The organism is Ensifer sp. ENS03, assembly GCF_014852035.1.
Taxonomy (GTDB): Bacteria; Pseudomonadota; Alphaproteobacteria; order Rhizobiales; family Rhizobiaceae; genus Ensifer; species Ensifer adhaerens.
On record NZ_JACVAV010000009.1, the window covers coordinates 1 to 22,229 of the forward strand.

Annotated in this window: 23 protein-coding genes; 11 read left to right on the forward strand and 12 right to left on the reverse strand. The window is 63.7% G+C overall.

Annotated features, from left to right (window positions below; genetic code table 11):
- The first annotated feature begins 2 nt into the window (after positions 1 to 2).
- Positions 3 to 1,151: a sulfate/molybdate ABC transporter ATP-binding protein gene (locus IB263_RS25590; protein ID WP_064817028.1), complete on the forward strand. Its 1,149-nt coding sequence runs from the start codon at positions 3 to 5 to the stop codon at positions 1,149 to 1,151.
- Here IB263_RS25590 and IB263_RS25595 read toward each other — a convergent pair.
- Complete coding sequence (locus IB263_RS25595) at positions 1,148 to 1,477, reverse strand: YciI family protein (protein ID WP_192373307.1); 330 nt, start codon at positions 1,475 to 1,477, stop codon at positions 1,148 to 1,150. The two genes, IB263_RS25590 and IB263_RS25595, sit on opposite strands and share 4 nt — an antisense overlap.
- A gap of 151 nt (positions 1,478 to 1,628) precedes the next feature.
- Between IB263_RS25595 and IB263_RS25600 the strand changes: the two genes are divergently transcribed.
- The 4 genes from IB263_RS25600 to chrA all read left to right on the forward strand — a co-directional run bounded on the left by IB263_RS25600 (position 1,629) and on the right by chrA (position 5,361).
- Complete coding sequence (locus tag IB263_RS25600) at positions 1,629 to 1,895, forward strand: hypothetical protein (RefSeq protein ID WP_034799696.1); 267 nt, start codon at positions 1,629 to 1,631, stop codon at positions 1,893 to 1,895.
- A 190-nt stretch (positions 1,896 to 2,085) separates the two neighbouring features.
- Positions 2,086 to 2,844 (forward strand): alpha/beta hydrolase, encoded by a 759-nt coding sequence (locus IB263_RS25605; protein WP_034799694.1) that lies wholly within the window; start codon positions 2,086 to 2,088, stop codon positions 2,842 to 2,844.
- Positions 2,845 to 3,131: 287 nt separating this feature from the next.
- On the forward strand, positions 3,132 to 3,953 hold the full coding sequence (locus IB263_RS25610; protein ID WP_034799692.1) for a sulfurtransferase/chromate resistance protein: 822 nt from the start codon (positions 3,132 to 3,134) through the stop codon (positions 3,951 to 3,953).
- Position 3,954: 1 nt separating this feature from the next.
- Positions 3,955 to 5,361, forward strand: a complete 1,407-nt coding sequence (gene chrA, locus IB263_RS25615) for a chromate efflux transporter (protein ID WP_034799690.1) — start codon at positions 3,955 to 3,957, stop codon at positions 5,359 to 5,361.
- Between the two features lie 15 nt (positions 5,362 to 5,376).
- On the opposite strand, the gene IB263_RS25620 is transcribed toward chrA, so the two are convergent.
- Positions 5,377 to 5,571 carry a hypothetical protein gene (locus IB263_RS25620; RefSeq protein ID WP_034799687.1) on the reverse strand — a complete coding sequence of 65 codons (195 nt, stop codon included), beginning with the start codon at positions 5,569 to 5,571 and terminating at the stop codon, positions 5,377 to 5,379.
- Positions 5,572 to 5,808: 237 nt separating this feature from the next.
- Here IB263_RS25620 and IB263_RS25625 point away from each other — a divergent pair, with 237 nt between their 5' ends.
- From IB263_RS25625 to IB263_RS25650, 6 genes are all read left to right on the forward strand, one after another.
- A complete protein-coding gene (locus IB263_RS25625; RefSeq protein ID WP_034799685.1) occupies positions 5,809 to 6,837 on the forward strand; it encodes a nitronate monooxygenase family protein in 1,029 nt (342 codons plus the stop codon).
- Between the two features lie 107 nt (positions 6,838 to 6,944).
- The gene (locus IB263_RS25630) at positions 6,945 to 7,877 is read left to right on the forward strand and encodes a LysR family transcriptional regulator (protein WP_060518118.1); all 933 of its coding nucleotides are present in this window, start codon (positions 6,945 to 6,947) and stop codon (positions 7,875 to 7,877) included.
- A gap of 143 nt (positions 7,878 to 8,020) precedes the next feature.
- On the forward strand, positions 8,021 to 8,734 hold the full coding sequence (locus IB263_RS25635; RefSeq protein ID WP_192439239.1) for an SDR family NAD(P)-dependent oxidoreductase: 714 nt from the start codon (positions 8,021 to 8,023) through the stop codon (positions 8,732 to 8,734).
- A gap of 64 nt (positions 8,735 to 8,798) precedes the next feature.
- On the forward strand, positions 8,799 to 9,038 hold the full coding sequence (locus IB263_RS25640) for a 4-oxalocrotonate tautomerase family protein (protein WP_034799678.1): 240 nt from the start codon (positions 8,799 to 8,801) through the stop codon (positions 9,036 to 9,038).
- A gap of 238 nt (positions 9,039 to 9,276) precedes the next feature.
- Complete coding sequence (locus IB263_RS25645; RefSeq protein ID WP_034799675.1) at positions 9,277 to 10,017, forward strand: response regulator; 741 nt, start codon at positions 9,277 to 9,279, stop codon at positions 10,015 to 10,017.
- Positions 10,014 to 11,342, forward strand: coding sequence for a HAMP domain-containing sensor histidine kinase (locus IB263_RS25650; protein WP_060518122.1), 1,329 nt, complete (start codon positions 10,014 to 10,016; stop codon positions 11,340 to 11,342). The genes IB263_RS25645 and IB263_RS25650 overlap by 4 nt, the downstream gene beginning before the upstream one ends.
- Positions 11,343 to 11,530: 188 nt before the next feature.
- On the opposite strand, the gene IB263_RS25655 is transcribed toward IB263_RS25650, so the two are convergent.
- The 10 genes from IB263_RS25655 to IB263_RS25700 all read right to left on the reverse strand — a co-directional run bounded on the left by IB263_RS25655 (position 11,531) and on the right by IB263_RS25700 (position 22,036).
- Positions 11,531 to 11,947, reverse strand: a complete 417-nt coding sequence (locus IB263_RS25655) for an organic hydroperoxide resistance protein (RefSeq protein ID WP_034799671.1) — start codon at positions 11,945 to 11,947, stop codon at positions 11,531 to 11,533.
- Between the two features lie 306 nt (positions 11,948 to 12,253).
- On the reverse strand, positions 12,254 to 13,306 hold the full coding sequence (locus tag IB263_RS25660; RefSeq protein WP_134887925.1) for an alpha/beta fold hydrolase: 1,053 nt from the start codon (positions 13,304 to 13,306) through the stop codon (positions 12,254 to 12,256).
- A gap of 154 nt (positions 13,307 to 13,460) precedes the next feature.
- Positions 13,461 to 14,402 (reverse strand): GlxA family transcriptional regulator, encoded by a 942-nt coding sequence (locus IB263_RS25665; protein WP_134887926.1) that lies wholly within the window; start codon positions 14,400 to 14,402, stop codon positions 13,461 to 13,463.
- Between the two features lie 88 nt (positions 14,403 to 14,490).
- Positions 14,491 to 15,129: a VOC family protein gene (locus tag IB263_RS25670; RefSeq protein ID WP_134887927.1), complete on the reverse strand. Its 639-nt coding sequence runs from the start codon at positions 15,127 to 15,129 to the stop codon at positions 14,491 to 14,493.
- Between the two features lie 53 nt (positions 15,130 to 15,182).
- The gene (locus IB263_RS25675) at positions 15,183 to 16,511 is read right to left on the reverse strand and encodes an epoxide hydrolase family protein (protein WP_134887929.1); all 1,329 of its coding nucleotides are present in this window, start codon (positions 16,509 to 16,511) and stop codon (positions 15,183 to 15,185) included.
- A gap of 97 nt (positions 16,512 to 16,608) precedes the next feature.
- Positions 16,609 to 17,406 carry an SDR family oxidoreductase gene (locus IB263_RS25680; RefSeq protein WP_060601325.1) on the reverse strand — a complete coding sequence of 266 codons (798 nt, stop codon included), beginning with the start codon at positions 17,404 to 17,406 and terminating at the stop codon, positions 16,609 to 16,611.
- A 344-nt stretch (positions 17,407 to 17,750) separates the two neighbouring features.
- A complete protein-coding gene (locus tag IB263_RS25685; protein WP_060601328.1) occupies positions 17,751 to 19,076 on the reverse strand; it encodes an acetamidase/formamidase family protein in 1,326 nt (441 codons plus the stop codon).
- Positions 19,077 to 19,139: 63 nt separating this feature from the next.
- On the reverse strand, positions 19,140 to 19,334 hold the full coding sequence (locus tag IB263_RS25690) for a hypothetical protein (protein ID WP_034799659.1): 195 nt from the start codon (positions 19,332 to 19,334) through the stop codon (positions 19,140 to 19,142).
- Positions 19,335 to 19,516: 182 nt separating this feature from the next.
- Positions 19,517 to 20,257, reverse strand: coding sequence for a peptide-methionine (S)-S-oxide reductase MsrA (msrA, locus tag IB263_RS25695; RefSeq protein WP_110818859.1), 741 nt, complete (start codon positions 20,255 to 20,257; stop codon positions 19,517 to 19,519).
- 9 nt (positions 20,258 to 20,266) lie between these two features.
- Positions 20,267 to 22,036, reverse strand: coding sequence for a cytochrome c biogenesis protein DipZ (locus IB263_RS25700; protein WP_192439240.1), 1,770 nt, complete (start codon positions 22,034 to 22,036; stop codon positions 20,267 to 20,269).
- Between the last annotated feature and the right edge of the window lie 193 nt (positions 22,037 to 22,229).

Sequence of the window (22,229 nt, forward strand, 5' to 3'; positions counted from 1 at the left end):
TCATGGACGTGCGCGTTCACAACATCCGCAAGGAATTCGGCCGCTTCCCGGCGCTCGACGACGTCTCGCTCGACATCCGCTCCGGCGAGCTGATCGCGCTGCTCGGCCCCTCCGGCTCCGGCAAGACCACACTTCTGCGTCTCGTTGCCGGGCTCGAAAGCCCGACCGAAGGCACGATCTTCTTCGGCGACGAGGATGCCTCGCAAAAGACCGTGCAGGAGCGCAACATCGGCTTTGTCTTCCAGCACTATGCCCTGTTCCGCCACATGACCGTGCTCGACAACGTCGCCTTCGGCCTCAAGGTCCGCCCGTCGAACCGCAGACCGCCGTCGGCCGAGATCCGCAAGCGCGCCCTCGATCTGCTCGACCTCGTGCAGCTCTCCGGCCTCGACAAGCGCTATCCGGCGCAGCTCTCGGGCGGCCAGCGCCAGCGCGTGGCGCTCGCCCGCGCCATGGCGGTGGAACCGAACGTGCTTCTGCTCGACGAGCCCTTCGGCGCGCTCGACGCGCAGGTCCGAAAGGAACTGCGCAAGTGGCTGCGCGACATTCACGACCGCACCGGCCACACGACGATCTTCGTCACCCATGACCAGGACGAGGCGCTGGAGCTCGCCGACCGCGTCGTCGTCATGAGCAAGGGCGTGATCGAACAGGTCGGCACCCCCGACGAGATCTACGACCATCCGGTCTCGCCCTTCGTCTACGGCTTCATCGGCCAGTCGAACTGCCTCAATGTTACGCTGCAGAACGGCGAGATCTGGTTCGAGGATCGGCCGATCGGGCTGCGCGCCCCGTCCGAGCCCGACGGCCCCGCGAAACTGCACTTCCGCCCGCATGACATCGAGTTGGTCGACGGCTCCGGCGGTTGCCTTGCCGGCCTCGTTGCCGCCAGCCGCCGGGTTGCCGGCACCCGTCATCTCGAACTCGACCTTGGCCGCAACCATCCGCATGTCGAGATCGAACTCTCGCCCGAGCGCGCCGCTGCCGGCGACCACAGCCGCATCGCCTTCCGACCGACAAAGTGGAAGATCTTCAGGGAAGGTCGACCGGAGATGAAGATCGCTCCGGCCGGAGCCACGGAATCCCAGCGCCAGACGGCCGATGAGGCCGAATCCATGCTCGCCGCTCAGGTCTCCTGGGCGACTCCCTAAGGAAGTTTAAGCGGCCAGATTTCGACCACGCCGTGAGCAACGGCGCAGGGTGTCTGCGAAACCAGGGCGATGGCTTCGTCGAGATCGGCCGCTTCGATCACCGCGAAACCGGCCACCGGCAACGGGGATGACAGGAACGGACCATTCTTGGTTTCGACCCGCGCCGCATCCGCATTGCGCACCTGCACGGGCGCGCCGGCAATCCCCATCAACACGCCATCGGCCTGAAGTCGCGCGTCATGCGCATGCGCCGCATCGCGCACCACTGCCGCCGTGCGATCGTAGCCGACGCGATCGCCGTATCCGATGGTGATAAATTTCGGCATGAACCTCTTCCTTCAAGTTGCCAGAGAAAAAACGCGCCTACCTCTGACGGGCTAATTGACAGCCCGGCCTTCAGGCCGTTCCGTTGAAGGAACGCGGATGCGCCGGGAAAGTTGCGACGCCGGTGCACAGCGTCAAAAGAGGGAGGATCCGATGCCGACCATCATCGCCCATCACAACATTACCAAAGGCGCCGATCACTGGCTGAAATCGCCGAGACGCAAGGAACTCTTCGGCGCGCTCGGCATCACCAACATCCGGACCTTCGTCGACCCAAAGGACCCGACGCGCGTGGCCGTCATGATGGATGTTCCCGATATTGGCGCCCTCTCGCAGGCGATGCAAAGCCAGGCTGCGGTGGACGCCATGGCCTATGACGGGGTTGTGCCGTCATCGCTTGTGATCCTGGTTGAATCGTAGCGCGCCTTCGCGCGGTGTGCCTCTGTACCTTGCCACGCAGGGTGAAAGACCGCGCTTCGGCCTCTCGCCATGGCGTCGAGATTGAGCCGCTACAATGCGGTACATATTGCGGCGAAGACCGACACATCCGGGATACCTCGCCTGAACAGATTGCGATCGTTGCCTCACGAACAGAAGAAGGAACGATCGCATGAACCACCGCATCCTCCCGACCATCGCGCTTGCCTTGGCGACAAGCGTCGTCGCTTTCGCAGCGCAAGCAGCCGAGATCAAGAACATCGTCATCGTTCACGGCGCTTTTGCCGACGGTTCCGGCTGGAGAGAAGCCTCCGAAATCCTCGGGCGCCGCGGCTTCAACGTGACCGTCGTCCAGGAGCCGCTGACGTCGCTCGGCGCGGACATCGAGGCGACGAACCGCATCCTCGATCTCCAGGATGGCCCGACCCTGCTCGTCGGCCACAGCTATGGCGGCATGGTCATCACCGAGGCCGGACACCATAGCAAGGTCGAAGGCCTGGTCTATGTGGCCGCCTTTCAGCCCGACAAGGGCGAAAACCTTGCAGCGCTCGCCGGATCGAAACCTGCGGCCGCCATGAGCGTGCGCGAAACCCCGGACGGCAAGTATCTCTATCTCGACCCAAAGGCGTTTCCGGCCGACTTCGCCGCCGATTTGCCTGCGGCGGAGGCGGCCTTTGCGGCGAAATCGCAGGTCCTTGCCGCCAAGGAGGTCTTCGCCGCCAAGGTCGGCGACCCCGCCTGGCGCACCAAGAAAAGCTGGTCGATCGTCGCGACCGATGACCGCGCCATCAACCCGGACCTGGAGAGAAGCATGGCCAAGCGCGCCGGCAGCCAGGTGACCGAAATCAAGGCCAGCCACGCTGTCTTTGCGTCGCAACCGGAGAAGGTTGCGGGCGTCATCGAGGCCGCAGCCAACGAGGCCGGCAAATAGCCCGAATGCCGTTCTCCGCGACCTGAGTGTGACCTTCGGCACTCAGGTCGCTTCCTTGACGGTAACTGAGATCTGCCGCCAAAGACCTGTAACAATCCTTCGGTAGTTTGCCTCGGATCACGCCTCAGTGCGAAGCGCTTTCGCCATGTCCCGTAAAGTCGCCGCCGAAGCGCGGCTTGACAGCGTGCGGCCAACGGCGGCAAACTTCGCGGATGGGGGTGCGATCACCCCATGAGGCGCCAGCCGAAGCATCGCGTCCATAGAACCGCTCATCCGGAGGACGCGTCATGTCGTCGTATCTCGAAATATCATCGGAAAAACTCGCTCGCCTCATCGGCACGCCGAACTGTCCCGCGCTGATCGACGTTCGCGTCGACGAGGACTTCGACGCCGATCCACGTCTCGTCCCGGGATCCGCCCGGCGCGACTATCGCACTGTGCAGGACTGGACACACGACGTCGACAAAGCGTCGGCGATCGTCATCTGCCAGCAGGGCAAGAAGCTCAGCCATGGCGTTGCCGCCTGGCTGCGCAATGCCGGCATCTCCGCCGATGTGCTCGAAGGCGGGTTCGAGGCGTGGGTCGAAGGCGGCAGCCCCGCCGTGCCGTCTTCGGCTCTACCGGAACGGAACGCCCAAGGGCACACGGTCTGGGTCACCCGGGCGCGGCCGAAGATCGACCGCATCGCCTGCCCCTGGCTGATCCGGCGCTTCGTCGATCCGCATGCCGTTTTCCTTTACGTAGCGCCGTCGGAAGTGGAGATGGTCGGCGAGCGCTTCCGGGCGACACCGTTCGACATCGACGCGCCCGTGCGCTGGAGCCACCGCGGCGAGCGCTGCACCTTCGACGTCATGGTCGAGGAATTCGGGCTTGCCACGGCCCCGTTGCTGCGGCTCGCCAGGATCGTGCGGGCTGCCGATACCGCCCGCCTGGAACTCGCGCCGGAGGCCTCTGGCCTGCTTGCTGCCTCGCTCGGGCTTTCGCGCATGTATGCGGACGATCTGGAACAGCTGGACGCCGGTATGCTGCTCTACGACGCCTTCTATCGCTGGTGCCGGGATGCTACCAACGAGACCCACAACTGGCCCTCGGCCAAGAAGGACGCCTGAGATGACCGACATTGCGGACAGGGCCGCGCCGGGACCGGCGCGGCAACGGGAAAGCCACGGCATCTCCTTCGGCGAAGCGGTCCGGGTCTGGGCGCGGATTGCGGCGCTGAGCTTCGGCGGGCCGGCTGGACAGATCGCCGTCATGCACCGCATCCTGGTCGATGAAAAGCGCTGGATCGGCGAACACCGTTTCCTGCACGCGCTCAACTACTGCATGCTTCTGCCGGGACCCGAGGCGCAACAGCTTGCCGTCTATATCGGCTGGCTCCTGCATCGCACCGCCGGCGGCCTTGTCGCCGGCATCCTCTTCGTGCTTCCGGGGTTCCTCGCGATCCTGGGCCTGAGCTACATCTACGCCGCCTTCGGCAATGTCACGGTCGTCGAGGGCCTTTTCTTCGGTCTGAAGGCCGCGGTGCTCGCGGTCGTCGTTCAGGCCGTCTTCCGCATCGGCGGGCGAGCACTGAAGAACAAGGTGATGATCGGCATTGCCGCAGCCGCCTTCATCGCCATCTTCGTTTTCCGGGTCCCCTTCCCGCTCATCATTCTTGCAGCCGGGGTGCTTGGCTACATCGGTGCACGTTCCGGCTCGGATTTCTTTCGCATCGGCGGAGGCCACAAGGCCAGCACGGGTCCGGTGCTCAAGGACGAAGACTCCGTGCTCGGCGACGAAATTCCCGCGCATGCGCGCCCGAACCTCGCCTGGTCGCTGCGGATCTCGGCGATCCTGCTTGCCCTGTGGCTGGTGCCGCTGGCGTTGCTCGTCGCCATTCTCGGCACGGGCAACGTCTTCAGCCAGATTGGCCTCTTCTTCAGCCAGATGGCGGTGGTCACCTTCGGTGGCGCCTATGCCGTACTTGCCTATGTCGCCCAAGAAGCGGTGCAGCACTACGGCTGGCTGAAGCCGGGCGAGATGCTTGACGGGCTCGGCATGGCCGAGACGACGCCTGGGCCGCTGATCATGGTCGTCCAGTTCGTCGGCTTCATGGGTGCCTATCGCGATCCCGGCACGCTTTCGCCCATGGCGGCTGCGACCCTCGGAGCGATGCTGACGACCTGGGTCACCTTCGTTCCCTGCTTTCTCTGGATCTTCCTGGGCGCGCCCTTCATCGAGCGGTTGCGCAACAACGTCGCGCTGACCGGCGCCATGTCGGCGATCACCGCCGCCGTCGTCGGGGTCATCCTCAACCTTGCGGTCTGGTTTGGCCTGCACACGCTGTTTGCCGAAGTCGCCCCCTGGACGCTCGGGCCGTTGGCGCTCGATATTCCGGTCCTAGGGTCGCTGGTGTTGCCGTCACTGCTGCTGACGCTCGCGGCCGGCGTGGCGATCTTCCGCTTCAATGTGTCGGTCATAACCACGCTGCTTGCCTGCGCGCTCGCCGGCATGGCCTGGACGCTGGCAACGAACTGAGGGCGGAGCCGGCGCTCAGTCGTCGTAGACAGATTGCGGCAGGTGAAATCCCTCCGGCAATTGCGATCCGTAGTGGCGCTCCTCCGGTAATGGCGGCGGAGGCTCGCGGTGCTTTATTGCGCAAGCCGCAAGCACGGCCTTCAGCTGCACGGGCCGGTAGTGTTCGACAAGGCTCGGAAGTGTCTCTTGCTTGTCCGTCTGTCGCGACATCGCGGGCTCCTTGGAAAGGTCTCTCGCCACCGAGCGACAGTGCCAGTCAACCGACTGTGTTGCAACAGTTGCCGCGCGATCGACGGTCCCGAGGGGGCCATCGCCTCCGCCATACCTGCCGCGAGCGACCCACAAGATATTCGGGTAAACTGTGGCGCCTGCCCTTGCGTCCGTAACCGCTCACCCTACCTCTGCAGCGCTGCCAGATGGCAGGCAACACGCAGCGAGGACACGACTATGCAGGGCACCCTTTCGAAACTCGGCCTGAGACATCCCCTGATCGTCGCGCCGATGGCCGGAGGTCCTTCGTCGCCGGCGCTCGTGGCAGCCTCTTCCGCCGCCGGCGCGCTCGGCTCGATCGGCGCGGCCTATTCGAGCCCGCCGGCGATCGTAGAGTTCGCCCAGGCCGTGCGTGCCCGGACAGATTGTCCCTTCGCCATAAACCTCTTCATCCAGCATCCGCAGCCGAAGATCGACGCCGCGGCGCTCGAGCGCGCCCGGCGCGCGACGGCGGGATACCGCGTCGAACTCGGCCTGCCCACGCCGGAATTTGCAGCGCCCTACGAAGAGGATTTCGACGCGCAGTTCGAGGCGGTGCTGCGGGCAAAGCCTGCGGCGCTGAGCTTCGTCTTTGGCGTTCTGCCCGCCGAGCACATGCGCGCTGCTCGTGACGCAGGAATGCTGATCATCGGCACGGCAACGACGCCCGAGGAAGCCCTGGCACTCGAAGAGAGCGGCGTCGATGCCATCACGCTGCAGGGATACGAGGCCGGCGGGCATCGAGGTATCTTCGACCCGTCCGCCGAGGACAGCGAAATCGGCCTTGAAGACCTGCTCGCCTGGAGCCTGGGAAAGGTCAAGGTACCGCTCATCGCCGCGGGGGGGATCATGACGGGTTCCGACATCCAAGCCGTTCTCGCAAAAGGCGCCAGCGCCGTGCAGATGGGTACGGCCTTCCTCAAGACCGCCGAAGCTGGGACGTCGGCCCCCTATCGCGCGGCGCTAGAGGGCACGGAGCGGAAGACGCGAACGACGCGGGCCTTTTCCGGCCGGTTTGCGCGCGGCGTCGAAAACCGTTTCATGAACGAGGTGGATGCCGCCGCCGTAATGCCCTTTCCGGCCCAGAACAAGTTCACGCGTGACATCAGAGCGGCGTCCACCGCGAAGGGGTCGCCAGACTTTCTGTCCTTGTGGTCGGGAACCGGCAAGGGCGAGCTTTGGCAGGGCTCCGCGTCCGATTTGATCGCTCGCCTCTTTCCGGCGTAGCTCAGAAGTTACAGCACTCTCCTATGCAGTGCTGTCGGCCCTTTACTTCCGCCGTCTTGCAGACGAATTCTTGCTGATTGACGTCATCTCTTGCGAAAGTCGGCAGAATGGATCGTATCGATGCGATGAAGGTCTTCGTCACGGCGATTGACGAAGGCAGCCTTGCGGGTGCGGCCCGTCGGCTGAAGCGATCGCCAACGGCCGTCAGCCGCGCGCTGAACCTGCTCGAAGCCCATGTCGGTGTCGAACTGCTGCACCGGACGACCCGCTCGCTGAAACTCAGTGAAGCGGGCCAGCGCTATGCAGCCGCCTGCCGGCGGGTGCTGGTCGATCTCGAAGAGGCCGATATGCTCGCAGGCGGCGAGCGCGCGGCTCCGCGCGGCACGGTAACGATCTCATCGCCGCCGATCCTCGGTGAAGAGATGCTGCGCCCGATCCTCGACGACTTCCTCAATCTCTACCCGGCGGTTTCGGCCAGGTTGCTGCTGCTCGACCGCTTCGTGAACCTTGTCGACGAAGGCGTCGATATCGCGCTGCGCATAGGGCACCTCGCGGATTCTTCGCTGATCTCAACACGCATCGGCGGCGATATCAGGCGCGTCGTCGTCGCTTCCCCACGCTATCTCGCCAGTCATCCCCGCATCGACGAGCCGGCAGACCTCGCCAAGCACCAGATCGTCGCCTTCACCAATTTCGGCCTTGATTCCTGGACCTTTACGCCGACCGAAGGTTCGCTGATCCCGCGCACGGTACAGTTCACGCCGCGCTACATCGTCAACAGCGTGCGCGCAGCGGTCGATTCCGCCGTTGCGGGCACCGGCCTTACCCGGCTCTACTCCTACCATGTCGCGCGCCATGTCCACGACGGACAGTTGAAGATCGTGCTGGCCGATGCCGAGCATCCGCCGATGCCGGTTCATCTTCTTGCACCGCAGGGCCGCATGTCGGTTCCCAAAGTTCGCGCCTTCGCGGATTTCGCCTTGCCGCGTCTCAGGACCGAGTTCGCACGCATGGCGATGGAAGCTGGCACGCTTGACTGATTATGCCGAATTTCGGTTTATTGACTGCCGATTGTCGTCAATTCTCGCACAGATCGGATGGGTCTAAATCTGATTGCACCAACGCCGAGGGCGAAGGGACGGGCTGCACGAACGCCCGTTGCAATCGAAGAAGGATCACATCCATGAGCAACGAACAGAAGGTCGCCATCATCACCGGTGCATCGCAGGGTATCGGCGCCGCCCTGGTGCAGGCCTACCGCGATCGCAACTACCGTGTCATCGCCACGTCGCGCTCGATTAGGGAGAGCGCGGATGCGGGCATCCTCGCCGTTGCAGGCGATATCGGAAATCCCGAGACCGCCGAGCGCGTCGTGCGCCAGGGCCTCGAACGGTTCGGCCGCATCGACACCCTGGTCAACAATGCCGGCGTCTTCACCGCCAAGCCGTTCACGGACTTCACCCAGGAAGACTACGACCTGAACATGAGCGTCAATGTCGCCGGCTTCTTCCATATTACCCAGCACGCCGCCCGCGAGATGCTGAAGCAGGGCTCCGGCCACATCGTCAGCATCACCACCAGCCTCGTCAACCAGCCGATCGCCGGCGTGCCCGCCGCGCTTGCCTCCATCACCAAGGGCGGCCTGAATTCGGTAACCCAGGCGCTCGCGATCGAATTCGCGACTTCAGGCGTTCGCGTCAACGCGGTTTCGCCCGGCATCATCAAGACGCCGATGCACGCGCCGGAAACGCATGCGGCGCTTTCGACACTTCACCCGGTCGGACGAATGGGCGAGATCCGCAATATCGTCGACGCAGTTCTCTACCTGGAGGGTGCCGGCTTCGTAACGGGCGAGATCCTGCATGTGGACGGCGGCCAGAACGCCGGACGCTGGTAGGCCCGTAACTCTCCAAACAAACGCGGCAGCTTGGGTGCCATCAAGTTCCAGAAAGGAGACGGCAATGCCGATCGTAACAGTTCAGGTGACCCGCGAGGGCACCACGCCGGAGCGTCAAACGGTGACGGCGGAGGAAAAGGCCGAGATCATCAAAGGCGTCAGCCAAGTGCTGCTCGACGTGCTCAACAAGCCGCTGGAATCGACCTATGTGGTCATCGAGGAAGTCGACCTCGACAATTGGGGCTGGGGCGGCCTGCCCACCGCCCAGTATCGCGCGCAGCTTGCTGCAAAAGCTAAAGCCTGACGCGATCAGCCACAGTTCCCACGACCCGCCGCTTGACAGCAAGCGGCGGGTTTCCTTTGTGAAATTGTGTCGAAATGTATCTGCAGGCGCTTGCATTACATTCGCATGCAAGTCTGGATGTTGCGAACACACCGACGACATATCCAGAGCGTCAACCAGACAGAGCAAGTGGCACAGCCCCCTCGCCCAGAAGCGGCGGCACCATGCGAAGGCCAAACCGACTTGAGGAGTTTGCTCGATGGAGCATATCGACCATGTGCTGATTGTCGACGACGACCGAGAGATCCGGGAACTCGTGTCGAGCTACCTGAAGAAAAACGGCCTGCGCGCGACCGCGGTCGCCGACGGGCGACAGATGCGCAGCTTCCTCGAAGGCGATACCGTCGATCTGATCGTCCTCGACGTGATGATGCCGGGCGACGACGGGTTGGTGCTCAGCCGCGAGCTGCGCGCCGGCAAGCATAAAGCGATCCCGATCATCATGCTGACCGCCCGCTCGGACGAGATGGATCGCATTCTCGGGCTCGAAATGGGTGCCGACGATTATCTCTCCAAGCCATTCTCCGCGCGCGAACTGCTGGCCCGCATCAAGGCCGTGCTTCGGCGCGCGCGCATGCTGCCGCCCAACCTGCAGATTTCGGAGGCCGGGCAGTTGCTGCGCTTCGGCCGTTGGAAGCTCGACACGACGGCGCGGCACCTGATCGATGCTGATGGCACCGTGATCGCGCTGAGCGGAGCGGAGTATCGGCTGCTGAAGGTGTTCATCGACCACCCCCAGCGCGTGCTCAACCGCGACCAGTTGCTTAATCTCACGCAAGGCCGCGAGGCCGATCTCTTCGACCGCTCGATCGACCTGCTCGTCAGCCGGGTCCGCCAGCGACTCGGCGACGACGCCCGCGAGCCGGCCTACATCAAGACGGTGCGCAGCGAAGGCTATGTCTTCTCGGTGCCGATCGAGATCGTGGAGGCGCGCGAATGACCGCGAACGCTGCTGAAAGAGGCTTTCGACTATGGCCGCGCACGCTCAGGGCGCGGCTCTTTGTTATTCTGCTGGCCGGCCTCGCCATCGCACATGTGATGTCGTTCACAGTTCTGTTCTTCGAGCGCTACATGTCAGCCAAGTCTGTCATGTTCAACACGCTCGAAAACGACATAGCGACCTCGATCGCAATCCTCGACCGCCTGCCCGCTAACGAGCGTGCCTCCTGGCTCAATCGCCTCAGCCGCGACAACTACGGCTTCATTCTCGGACCGGGCGTGCCCGGCAACGCGTCGGTCGATCCGGCCACCGCGGAGCTCTCCGCCAACATCCAGCGCGCGACTGGCCCGAAATATCCGGTCACCATCGAGACGATCCCCGGCGATCGCCGCCACGTGCAGGCGCATCTGACATTGAGCGACGGCTCGCCGCTGACGATCGACGTCTATCCCAAGGGGGTAATGCCGCTCGCCGACTGGCTGCCTTACGTGCTGCTGGCGCAACTCGCGCTTCTGCTTTTCTGCAGCTGGTTTGCCATGCGGCAGGCCGTCCGCCCGCTCGTCAACCTTGCCGCAGCGGCCGACACGCTCGACCCAAACCGCAACACGCCGCGGCTCAGTGAGACCGGCCCGACGGAGGTCGCCTATGCGGCAACCGCTTTCAATGCCATGCGCGACCGCATCGCCCAGTATCTTGAAGAACGTGTCCAGATCCTTGCAGCCATTTCCCACGACCTGCAGACGCCGATCACCCGCATGAAGCTGCGCGCGGAAATGGCCGAGGATTTCGCCGATCGGGAGAAGCTGATCCAAGACCTCGGCCAGATCGAAAGCCTGGTGAAAGAAGGCGTTGCCTATGCCCGCAGCGCCCACGGCAATGTCGAGAAATCGACGCGCGTCGACCTCGCCTCATTTATTGAAAGCCTCGTCTACGATTATCAGGACACCGGCAAGTCCGTCAGCGCCAGCGATATCGATGGCGGCACGGTCACAACCCGGCCGCAGGCGCTCAGGCGCATTCTCACCAACCTCGTCGACAACGCGCTCAAATTCGCAGGCAGCGCCGAGATCGAGGCACGGCGGCTTGCTGACGATACGGTGGTTATCAGCGTGCTCGACCGCGGGCCGGGCATCCCGGATGATCAACTGGGCGCCGTTTTGAAACCCTTCGTCCGGCTGGAGGATTCCCGCAATCGCGAGACCGGCGGGACCGGACTTGGTCTCGCCATCGCCCAGCAGTTGGCAGTCTCCATCAACGCGTCTCTGACCTTGCGCAATCGTGACGGCGGCGGCCTTTTGGGCGAGCTGGTGATCCGCCCTCAGTAGAGAGGAGTTTCATAAAACGCCGTATAATGCGATATAAAACAATCGCATATATTATTTTCCTAATGTCACGATTGAGATCAAAAGCTCAAGAAGAATAGGCTTGCCGGGCTCGGCCACGCCCATGGCCGATGCAAAAGAGCGGCGACCCTGATGGTCGCCGCTCCGGAGGTGACAAGAGGTAGTGCTGATCAGACGAGATTGATCGTCACGTCAATGTTGCCCCGGGTCGCCTTGGAATAGGGGCAGGTCTGGTGCGCGGCATCGACGAGCCGACGCGCGACGTCGGCGTCGATCCCCGGTAGGCTGACATTCAGCCGTGCCTTCAGGAAGTAGCCGCCGTCGCGGTTCAGCAGATCCACTTCGGCATCAACGGCGACGTCGGCGGGAAGCGCGACCTTCGACTGGCCAGCCGCCAGACCGATCGCGCCGATGAAACACGCGGACCAACCGGCGGCAAAAAGTTGCTCCGGGTTCGTCCCCGGCCGGGAACTGCCGGGCGTGGAAAGCTTGGTGTCCAGGCGTCCGTCGTCGCTGCGGGCAGCGCCGTCGCGGCCGCCGGTCGTGTGGGTCTTGCCGGTGTAGAGTACCTTTTCAGCTGCGCTCATGGTGTTTTCCTTTCAACAGGTTTGCCGTCCGGGCCCGATTGCCCTGCGACTGTCGAGACGCATCTGGCGCCCTCAAAATGTATCGGATGTTTCATCGACGCCCGAAAATGTATGGAAACCTGCCCAGGTGCCGGCGCCGATACACGCTGATACGAAGTCCATCCGAAAGTGGTTGTCGCCCATTGCGCCACACCAGCATGACGCGGCGCCGCATCCGGCGGGCCCTGTCTCCAATCACCGCGCACAAAAAAACGCGGGGCCGGCGAACCGGATCCCCGCGCCTCCACGCAATCTGCGGGAGAAAAACTAGAAACGATCGACGGCGACAATTGCCTCGGCAAAAGCGAGCGGCGCCTCCTGCGGCAGGTTATGGCCGATGCCGCCGGCAAGCAGCCGATGCTCGTATCTGCCGGAAAAACGCTTGGCGTAGGCGGCGGGATCGGGATGCGGCGCGCCATTGGCGTCGCCCTCAAGCGTGATGGTCGGGACGGTAATGGTAGGGAACTGCGCCAGCCGCTTTTCGAGGTCGTCGTACTGTGCTTCCCCCTCGGCCAGGCTGAGCCGCCAACGGTAGTTGTGGATCGAGATATCGACATGATCGGGGTTTTCAAGCGCCTCGGCACTCCTGTCGAAAGTGGCGTCGTCGAAGTTCCACTTGGGCGAGGCAAGCTTCCAGATCAGCCGGGCGAATTCCTTTCGGTTCTGCTTGTAGCCCTCATAGCCCCGCTCGGTGGCGAAGTAGAACTGGTACCACCAGGCAAGCTCGCCCTGCGGCGAAAGTGGCTTCCTGTTCACCTCCTGGCTGCCGATGAGATAGCCGCTGACGGAGACCAGCGCCTTGCAGCGCTCGGGCCACAGGGCCGCGATGATGTTGGCGGTTCGCGCACCCCAGTCGCAGCCGCCGATGACCGCCTTCTCGATCTTGAGCGCGTCCATCAGGGCAATGATATCCGTTGCGATCACAGCCTGCTGGCCGTTCCTTGGAGTTTCGGCGGACAGGAACCGAGTCGTGCCATAGCCGCGCAGATAGGGAACGATGACGCGATAGCCGGCATTGGCGAGCACCGTCGCCACGTCCACATAGGTGTGAACGTCATAGGGCCAGCCGTGCAGCAGGATCACGGCAGGAGCATCGCTGGCGCCAAGTTCGGCGTAGCCGACGTTGAGCACGCCCGCATCGATCTGCTTGAGGACGGGGAAGGACTTGTTCGTGCCCGGGGCGACGGCGGGTAGGCGCGGCGCCTCACCGGCTCCCGCTTGCGCTCTGACCGCGCCAGCCGATGCGAACTGCGTTGCCGCCAGCGAGAGTGCGATTGCGCCGATGAAACGACGGCGCGGGTGGTTGATTTCGTCCGACATTGACTACCCTCCGGGGAACTGAACTGGCATCACAAATGGAGTGCTGGTGTATCTGGGGCGTGTGCTTGGCGGCGTCCTATTGAAAGCACGTGTAGAAACCGCAGGGGCTGGATACACGGCGATACAATCGCATTTTCAAGGCAGGTTATTACCGTCAGGCAACGCCTTCGCGCGCATTGCGTCGGATCGTCTGGGGCGGCTGCCCGAGCGTGCGCAGGAAGGCCCGGCGCATGCGGTCGCTATCGGAAAAACCGGTCTGCTCGGCAATCACGTCCATCGAGTGACGCCCCTGCTCCATCAAGAGCCGCGCGGCTTCCACCCGCAGATGCTCGACCGCTTTTGCCGGCGACTGGCCGGTCTCCGAACGGAAGGCGCGACTGAACTGGCGCGCACTTAAGCCCGCGGCGTCCGCGAGTTCGTCTACCGAGAGGACGTTTCGCAGGTTGGCCTTGGCGTAATTGACCGACTTCTGAATGCGGTCCGACTTCGGATCGAGTTCCAGCAGGGCGGAAAACTGCGACTGGCCGCCGGCGCGCCGGTGATAGACGACGAGCTTGCGTGCCACCTGACGGGCGACATCCTCGCCATGGTCCTTCTCGATCATCGCCAGCGCGAGATCAATGCTTGCCGTCATGCCGGCCGAGGTCCACACGCTGCCATCGACGATGAAGATACGATCCTCCTCGACCTTGACCTCGGGAAATCGCTCGCGCAGTTGACGGGCGAACACCCAATGGGTCGTGGCGCGACGACCGTCGAGCAGTCCGGACTCGGCGAGGATGAAGGCGCCTGTGCAAGGGGCTGCCACCCGGCGCGAGACCTCCAAGGCATGGCGCGCGAAGGCGGCGAGTCCCGGCGTTACCGGCTCGATCACGGCGCCCGCGCCGAACATGACGGTGTCATAGACCGCGTCGTCGAAGGCCTTCGTGAGCACGCCGAAGCCGGCGGACGCCTTGATCTCGCCGCCGGCCTCCGACAGCAATTCGATCGCATAGGCTGGTTCGCCAAGCGTCAGGTTGGCGATCTCGAAGGCGGTGACCGCCGCGAACCCCATGAGCTGAAATCCCGGAAAGACGACGTAGCCGATCCTGTGCATCTCACACCACCCCTGTCCGACTCTGTCTGGAATGGCCGCTTATAGCAGATTTACGCCATGGAGGAAACGCGACGGTCATGGCCGGCGCTCATTCGGGAAGCGGCTTGCCCGCATGTTCGGCCACCATGTAGGCCGCATACCAATCCGGCCAGTTATGGTCGTGCTCACCACCGTTGCGCTTCTCGTGCTCGCCATGGGCGGCGGCAGCGCGACGCAGGGCCCCCGCAAGGTCACCGACGGAAGCAAAGTCCGTCACCTCGGTATCCACACGCCCGGGCAGACGTTCGGTCACCTCTTGCAGCAGCCAGCCGTTGCCGTCGGGGTCGCTGAAGGTGGCATAGGAGCGGTAGCTGCGGCGCGCGGGATCGCGTCCGCTGATCGCTGGCTTTCCGGGGCCCTCGCGGTGGAAGATGTCGCTGACCTCGGCGCCCCGTTCGACGAGTTCCGCACGCGCGGCTTCGATATCCGAAACGACCAGATAGAGGCCGCTCGCCGAACCGGGCGTAGCCGAGGTCAGCCCGGTGCCGAAGTGGATCGATGCCGGCGAGCCCGGGGGAGTGAACTGCACAACGCGAAACGCATCGCCGACGGGAAAGTCGGCATCGAGCCGCCAATCGAGGCGACCGTAGAAATTTTTGGCGCGATCGACATCCGCGACCGGAATGACGGCGACCTCGAACTTCAGATCGACCGATGGTGCTCTGTTGTTGCTATCTGCACCTGTCATGACACTTCTCCTTTGTTGCGACGGTGGGGCGCGCTTTCGCACGCCTCTTCCTGTCAGCTCGGTTGACGCAGTGACTTGAATGAAGCCCTCAACTCGTCGACTAGGGCTTGCGGCTGTTCCCAGGCTGCAAAGTGCCCGCCCTTGGCGAGACGATTATAATGGATGAGCTTGGGGAATGCCTTCTCCGCCCAGGATTTTGGTGCCTGATAAAGCTCGTCCGGGAAGGCGCTGACGGCCACCGGGATCTGCACGCCCTTCGGCTGGAAGAAGGCAAGCTTGTTTTCCCAATAGAGCCGTGCCGACGACACGGCGGTATTGGTCAGCCAGTAGAGCGTGACATTGTCGAGCACGTCATCGCGCGTCAGCCCTTCCGGCTTGCCATCGAAGACGCGGGCGATCAACTCGTAGCTGCGGGCATCGTGGTCGAGCATCCAGCTCGCAAGCCCGATCGGCGAATCCTCAATCGCATAAAGCGTTTGCGGACGTTTGCTCATCTCCTGCGCATAGGACAGCCCGTTCCGGTAGAAGAAGTCGAGCTGCTCATAGGCGCGGCGCTCGTCGGCCGAAAGGTTCGCTGGTGCCGGCTGGCCGGCATCGAGGCTCTTCTGGATCTCGTCAGGCACGGTCGCCGGCATGTTGGTGTGGATCCCGAGCAAGCCCGCCGGCTGCTGCAGCGCCATCTGCTCGGTAACAGCGTCGCCCCAGTCGCCACCCTGCGCGACGTAATGGGAATAGCCGAGACGCTGCATCAGCACTGCCCAGGCGCGCGCGATCCGGACAGGGTCCCAGCCGCGCTCTGTCGGCTTATCGGAGAAGCCGTAGCCGGGAAGCGAGGGGATGACCACGTCGAAAGCATCGGCTTCCGTGCCTCCATGCGCGTTCGGATTGGTCAGGGGATCGATGATCTTCAACTGCTCGATGATCGAGCCCGGCCAGCCGTGGGTGACGATGAGTGGCATCGCGTTCTTATGCTTGGAGCGCACGTGAATGAAGTGGATGTCAACGCCGTCGATGTTGGTCACGAACTGCGGCAGGTCGTTGAGTGTCTTCTCCACGCGGCGCCAATCGTAGTTTGTTGCCCAATAGTCGGCGAGCTTCTGCATGGTGGCAAGCCGCACGCCCTGGGTGCCGTCCGCCACCAGTTCGCGATCCGGCCACTTGGTCGCCGCGATGCGCTGCTTGAGGTCGGCAAGTGCGGCATCACTGGCGTGGAATTGGAAAGGGCGGATGGATTCGTCCGTGGCCGGTTTGGCAGCCGACGTGATTTGGACGTCGCCGCCGGCGGAGACGCCCGCCGCTTGAGCGGCGAGCGGAGGAAGCAGGATCGCGATCGCGCCCGACAATGCCAAGGCGGCCAGTCGGCGGTTTTGGACAATGGGCATGGAACGTCTGAACATCATCATTCTCCTGGTTCGATTGGCGAGGCGAGGAACCGCCTCGAAAGTCCGGGTTGGGAGGTTGCCGGAAGGTGAGCGGGCGCTAGCTCCCGATACGGTAGCGAGCGGCCGGCGTTTTCCTGGAAAGGTTCGGCATCAGCTTCTGCCGTGCGGCCTCATAGGCTGCCCAGTCAGCGGCATCCGGCAGCGCTGGGATAGTGATCACTTCGCCCTGGTCGAGGCCGGCAAGTGCCGCGTCCACCATGTCCTCGGCGCGCATGACGATCTCGCTCGGCACGTGTTCGATGGGGGTGCCGGCAATGCCCCAGAAATCGGTGGCGGTCGCACCCGGCAACACGGCCTGGATGCGGATATTCTTCTCGGCAAGTTCCTTTTGCAACGACAGGGTGAAGGCCAGGACGAAGGCCTTGGTGCCGCCATAGACGCCGTTCAGAACTTCCGGCGCCACGCCGACGATCGAGGCGATGTTGATGATCGTGCCAGTGCTGCGCGCCGCAAATCCGGGTGCCACCGCATAGGTCAGCCGCGTCAGCGCGCTGACGTTGAGCGTGATCATCTCGTCCATCTTGTCGACATCGGAGGCGAGCAGCGGCGCCGTCGCGCCGACCCCGGCATTGTTGACCAGCATCGTGATGCTCGCATCGCTTTCGAGGATCTTCTCGACCCGCCTGACATCATCCCTGTTGCCGAGGTCCGCGGCGACGACTTCGATGGCGCGGCCGGTTTCGTCCGCCAGCCGGCGGGCTAGATCGTCGAGGCGTACGCGGTTGCGCGCGACGAGAATGAGGTCATATCCGCGATGTGCCAGGCGGTCAGCATAGATCGCGCCGATACCGGACGAAGCACCGGTGATCAGTGCAGTGCCTTTTGATTTGCTCATTTCAAGCTCCTTTGCTTGGGTTGGAGCCTCGATGGTACGGCCGAAAGATCGCGTCTCAAATGTCGTAATTCCGTCTTTTCAGGACATAGCCCGCCTGGGCGGACGCGAACCAAATTTCGCCGTGACCATGCGTGTGCTGTGTATCCGCGATGTGTTCGGAAGCGGCGTCTGTGTATCGCAATGTTTGAACGGCCGCGGACGGCGGCAAACCGATACGAAATGCCCTGGGATTTCTGCCGCTGCGCCTTAGCGTCAGAAAGCGAAACGGGGCCGACATGACGTCGGCCCCGCTATCGTCTGCAAGCAACTCCTTGAAAGTACAGGTCCTTGAAAATACAGGAGGCTCAGAGATTGTAGAGACTGCGCGCGAACGCGCCGATGCCCTTTGCGTCGAGCAGGTTGAGCGGGGCACGAAACGTTACCCGCGCCACGCCCGGATGGCGGCCGATCTCGATTGCACCTGCGATCGTTGCCCGGTTCATCACTTCGGGAACGCTGAGACCGAGCAGGTCCGCCGCCCGCTCCAGCCCGTTCGTGGTCGCATCGTTGAGGTTCGCGCCCGTGCCGATGAAGGTGACCGGGGCGTCAGCTTCGACCTCTCGGACACCGTGCTTGCGGGCAAGTGCCGCCACCCGCGTTCGTTCCGCCTCGTCAAGCGGACGTGCAAGGAACGGTACATCTTCCAGCACCGGCAGAAGGATCGGCCCGTCGATATTGAGCCCCTTGATGACATGGACCTCCAGCGTCACCGTGCCGGCGACGTCGCAGGTATGGCCGGCAATTTCGCCGTCGCCCTGCAGGGCATGCATGTCCCCCATATAGATGCCACCACCCGGCACCTTGACCGGGCAGATCAGGATCGCGCCTTCCCGCACGGTATTCACGTCCATGTGGCCGTCAGTCTTATGCTGGACGAGTTCGTCCGCGGTCAGGGAGTAAGCATGTGGTGCGTCGGTCAAAAACTGGCCGAAATCGCCGGCATTGTGCGAGTCCGGCATCGCCTTCGACGGCGTCGTGCCCAATTGGCCGAGGAATGGCCGAAGCCTTGTGGCAACACCGATGAGGTCCGCTGGCGCGAAGGTCAGGATCGGATGCTGGATCGAGCCGTCCGGCAGGGCCAGCAGCCGTTCCGCATCCGTGGCAAAGGTCTCGGCAGTCGCTTTGCCGACGGTCAGCCCCACCTGGCGCTCATCGTCGAAGGCGATCGTGTAGCCGTTGGTGAAGATGAAGGGCGTCGCGTCTGCGCCGCACTTCTCGCAGCGGATCGCAGTCTGGCCGATGCCCTCCACGCGCGTGCGCGGCCATTCCGTGCCGCAGCCCGGGCAAACGGCCGCGCAGAAGGGATCACCGTTGAAGCGACCAGCCACCACCTCGTCGTTGCCCGAGGCCGTCGCCGCGGACGTGACGATCAGCGATCGGATCCGAATGGCAACGGCGTCGCCGACTTCAGCGCCCGCGACCGCCACAGGGCGCGTCACCTCATGTCCGCCGCGGATCTCCGGCGTGATCATCGGCCCCCAACATCCGGGCGCCGTGTTCGCGATGATGACACCGCCATCGGCGACAGGCCCCAGCATCGGCTCGGCGGGGTCGAGTATCCCGTTGGTCAACTCGTTGACAAATACTGTCCGAGCCCCGGTCGTCTGGCGCTCTCTCGTTTTCTCCAGCATGTCACTTTCCTCCAGGTTGATTGGCATCAAAGGTTCGGGCCGCCCGTCTCGGCGGTACTATCGTCAGTCGAAGAACGGATCGGCAAGCTCCTCGTGCGGCGCCCCTTGCAGCAATCCTGCTCCCTTCTCAGCAACCGTTGCGGATCCGGATCCGGAGACGAGTGCGGCAAGAAGCGAGGGTTCTCTCGGGTCGCTATCCCAGGCGCATGGTGCCGCCGCGAGCGCGGCGATGGCGAAAACTGTCGCGAAGATACGCATGACGGCTCCTTCCTTTATTGATGTCAGCAGCGGCGTTTCGTCGCCGAAGGCTCGAAACGTGCTCGCGGCCAGAGTGTCTCTTGGACGTATCGCGGGTGCGTGCAGCCGGCCGCGAAACTGTATCCTTGTGTAAAGGGCCGAACTGGTGAGCCCCTTCGGGAGGCCTCACGGCACCTCATCAGCTAAGAAGCGCTGTCCGCCACAAGCACCGGCTTCTGCCGATAGAGGCCCGGAAACAGACGATGCAGTGCGCCGATCTTCCGTTTCTCGTAGATGACCACATAGGGCAGGCCGGGATTGTTGTAGACGTAATCCTGGTGATACGCCTCGGCCGGGTAAAAGGTCTTGCCGTCCTCGATGGTCGTCGCAATCGGGCGGCTGAAAACGCCGCTCGCATCCAGTTGCGCGATATAGTCGGTAGCAACCTTCGCCTGCTTTTCATCGCGCGGAAAAATCGCCGATCGATATTGCGGTCCGCTATCGGGTCCCTGCCCACCAAGCTGCGTCGGATCATGAGCGACGGAGAAGTAGATCTCGAGCAGCTTGCCGTAGCTCACCTGCTTCGGGTCGAACGTGATCTCCACCGCTTCGGCATGCCCTGTGGCGCCGGTCTCCGTCTCTTCGTAGGTCGCCGTCGCGGCGCTGCCGCCCGCGTATCCTGACGTGACGCTCGCGACGCCAGCCACGTGCTGGAACACCGCCTGCACGCCCCAGAAGCAACCGCCGGCAAAGACCGCCGTCTGGCGGCCGGCCGTCGGCGCGATATCGTGGAGCGCCTTCGGCACAGGCCTGGACTCCTGTGCCGCCGACGGCGGCCCGTTGAGAACGAAGGTCAATCCGCCACCGACCATGGTCGCGGCGACGAGAAGGCGTCGCGCGAAGGCGGACCAAGTGCGCCCGCGCCGTTTTTCATTGTCGCTCATGGCAAACTCTCATCCAAAGGTGAAAACGAAGGCTTCTGCGCCGGGTGCGAGAAAGCGGATCTCGAAGGTCCGCTCCCGGGCTGCTCCGGACTGGCGGACGAGTTGGTAAAGACGCGTCCCCGTAACGGCACCTTTGCCGGCCGCATCGATATCCGCGCCATGGTCCGCGCCCGGCGCCACCCCATCGATGGTTATCTGAAACGGGACCGGCCTGCCGCCGGCGCCAGTGCCGAGCACCAGGTGCAGGTCCCGCGCGCGGAACCGGTAGGTGATGCCGCCGCCGGCCTCGTTGAGGCGCGCCTCTTCGGCGCCGACCGTCCAGTTGCCGGTCAGCCCCCATTCATTGAGCCCCGGTTTGCCGACCGTGTACCGCGCGGACGTGTTGGCCGAGACGCCCTCGGGCGAGACGAAGTTTGCGGCGCGCGCATAACCGACATAGGTCTCGCCGGATCCGAGGCGTGCCAGGTCCGGCGAGGCCTCGGCACCCCCAGCATTCGGCTTGACCAGATCGCCTTCGGCCTTCTTCTTGCCGGCGGCTTCCGCCAGCAGATCCTGGATCACCCGCTCGGATCCTTCATAGTCGCCCTCGCCGAAATGGGTGTAGCGGATCTGCCCCTCGGCATCGATGAAGTAGTGGGCCGGCCAGTAGCTGTTGGAGAAGGCGCGCCAGATGGCGAAGTTGTTGTCGATCGCCACCGGATAGGTGATCTTGAAGTCGCGCACCGCCTTCTCGACGTTGCCGATCTGCTTTTCGAAGGCGAATTCGGGGGCGTGCACGCCAATGACGACCAAACCTTGGTCCCGGTACTTCTCCGCCCAGGCCCGAACGTAAGGGATGGTACGGATGCAGTTGATGCAGGAATAGGTCCAGAAATCGACGAGAACGACCTTGCCGCGAAGCTCGGCCGGCGTCAGCGGCTTCGAATTCAGCCACTGAACCGCGCCGTCGAGCGACGGAAATTGCCCTTCCACCGGAAGGTCGCTGCGATAGGCCGCCTGTCGCGTATCCTTTGCGGCAAGGGTCATGCGGGTGCTTGCGACGTCCACGGGCGAAGCACCGCTGCGCAGGCGATCGAGGATCGACTGTTCGACGCCCGACGTGCTGGCATAGGAAAGCTGCGCCAAAAGACCGGTGTCGAGCCCCAGCGCGATCGCGCCAACACCGGCGAGCACCGCGACGCCGAGACCCTGGCGGATGCGGTCGCCAAGGCCGAGGAAGCGCTTCATCGCCGCGCATACTCTGGCACCGGCCAGGACGGCGAGCGCCAGCGAGGTCGCAGCACCGGCCGCATAGGCCACAAGCAGCAGCGTGGTCTGCGCATTCGCGCCGTTCAGCGCCGCCCCGGTCAGCACCAGACCGAGCACCGGTCCGGCGCAGGGCGCCCAGAGCAATCCGGTCGCAACGCCAAGCAGGATCGAGCCGCCGATGCTGCCCTTCTCCCCGGTCGCAGCCTTTCTCGACAATCGGTTGCCGAGTTCCACGAGCGGACCGGTCACAAAGGCGGCAGCCCGCGTCGAGAGCAGCGTCACGCCGAAGACTGCGAGCATCACGATCGCTGCGTAGCGGCCATAGGCGTTCGCCTGCACCGCCCAGTTGCCGCCTAGGGCTGCAAGCGAGGCGATACCCGCAAAGGTCACGATCTTGGCGAGCAGCATCGGAAGAATGCTGGTGGAAAAGGGTTGGCCGGCGCGGGCAAACACGAATGGCAGCACGGGCAGGATGCACGGGCTGACGATCGTCAGCACGCCGGCAAGATAGGCTACAACAAAGAGGATCATCACCGTCTCTCCGCATGGGATCGATGCCCGAGGCACAGATCGCTTGTCACGTGCGGCAGAGGACCATCGCGACGTATCGCGGATGTTTCCGACAGGAGCGGAATTGTATCTCAGTGCATCAGGGTGGCTCCCGATCGTCGCAAATCGCGCAATCAATATATTCCATGAAATATAACGACATGCCATAGTGCGG

Coding starts and splice junctions, on each gene's coding strand:
- msrA (WP_110818859.1), bottom strand. CDS start 20,257: ATGAGCGACAATGAAAAACGGCGCGGGCGCACTTGGTCCGCCTTCGCG.
- IB263_RS25685 (WP_060601328.1), bottom strand. CDS start 19,076: ATGCTGGAGAAAACGAGAGAGCGCCAGACGACCGGGGCTCGGACAGTA.
- IB263_RS25610 (WP_034799692.1), top strand. CDS start 3,132: ATGTCGTCGTATCTCGAAATATCATCGGAAAAACTCGCTCGCCTCATC.
- chrA (WP_034799690.1), top strand. CDS start 3,955: ATGACCGACATTGCGGACAGGGCCGCGCCGGGACCGGCGCGGCAACGG.
- IB263_RS25595 (WP_192373307.1), bottom strand. CDS start 1,477: ATGCCGAAATTTATCACCATCGGATACGGCGATCGCGTCGGCTACGAT.
- IB263_RS25650 (WP_060518122.1), top strand. CDS start 10,014: ATGACCGCGAACGCTGCTGAAAGAGGCTTTCGACTATGGCCGCGCACG.
- IB263_RS25655 (WP_034799671.1), bottom strand. CDS start 11,947: ATGAGCGCAGCTGAAAAGGTACTCTACACCGGCAAGACCCACACGACC.
- IB263_RS25660 (WP_134887925.1), bottom strand. CDS start 13,306: ATGTCGGACGAAATCAACCACCCGCGCCGTCGTTTCATCGGCGCAATC.
- IB263_RS25590 (WP_064817028.1), top strand. CDS start 3: ATGGACGTGCGCGTTCACAACATCCGCAAGGAATTCGGCCGCTTCCCG.
- IB263_RS25635 (WP_192439239.1), top strand. CDS start 8,021: ATGAGCAACGAACAGAAGGTCGCCATCATCACCGGTGCATCGCAGGGT.
- IB263_RS25600 (WP_034799696.1), top strand. CDS start 1,629: ATGCCGACCATCATCGCCCATCACAACATTACCAAAGGCGCCGATCAC.
- IB263_RS25665 (WP_134887926.1), bottom strand. CDS start 14,402: ATGCACAGGATCGGCTACGTCGTCTTTCCGGGATTTCAGCTCATGGGG.
- IB263_RS25670 (WP_134887927.1), bottom strand. CDS start 15,129: ATGACAGGTGCAGATAGCAACAACAGAGCACCATCGGTCGATCTGAAG.
- IB263_RS25680 (WP_060601325.1), bottom strand. CDS start 17,406: ATGAGCAAATCAAAAGGCACTGCACTGATCACCGGTGCTTCGTCCGGT.
- IB263_RS25605 (WP_034799694.1), top strand. CDS start 2,086: ATGAACCACCGCATCCTCCCGACCATCGCGCTTGCCTTGGCGACAAGC.
- IB263_RS25640 (WP_034799678.1), top strand. CDS start 8,799: ATGCCGATCGTAACAGTTCAGGTGACCCGCGAGGGCACCACGCCGGAG.
- IB263_RS25630 (WP_060518118.1), top strand. CDS start 6,945: ATGGATCGTATCGATGCGATGAAGGTCTTCGTCACGGCGATTGACGAA.
- IB263_RS25620 (WP_034799687.1), bottom strand. CDS start 5,571: ATGTCGCGACAGACGGACAAGCAAGAGACACTTCCGAGCCTTGTCGAA.
- IB263_RS25675 (WP_134887929.1), bottom strand. CDS start 16,511: ATGCCCATTGTCCAAAACCGCCGACTGGCCGCCTTGGCATTGTCGGGC.
- IB263_RS25625 (WP_034799685.1), top strand. CDS start 5,809: ATGCAGGGCACCCTTTCGAAACTCGGCCTGAGACATCCCCTGATCGTC.
- IB263_RS25700 (WP_192439240.1), bottom strand. CDS start 22,036: ATGATCCTCTTTGTTGTAGCCTATCTTGCCGGCGTGCTGACGATCGTC.
- IB263_RS25690 (WP_034799659.1), bottom strand. CDS start 19,334: ATGCGTATCTTCGCGACAGTTTTCGCCATCGCCGCGCTCGCGGCGGCA.
- IB263_RS25645 (WP_034799675.1), top strand. CDS start 9,277: ATGGAGCATATCGACCATGTGCTGATTGTCGACGACGACCGAGAGATC.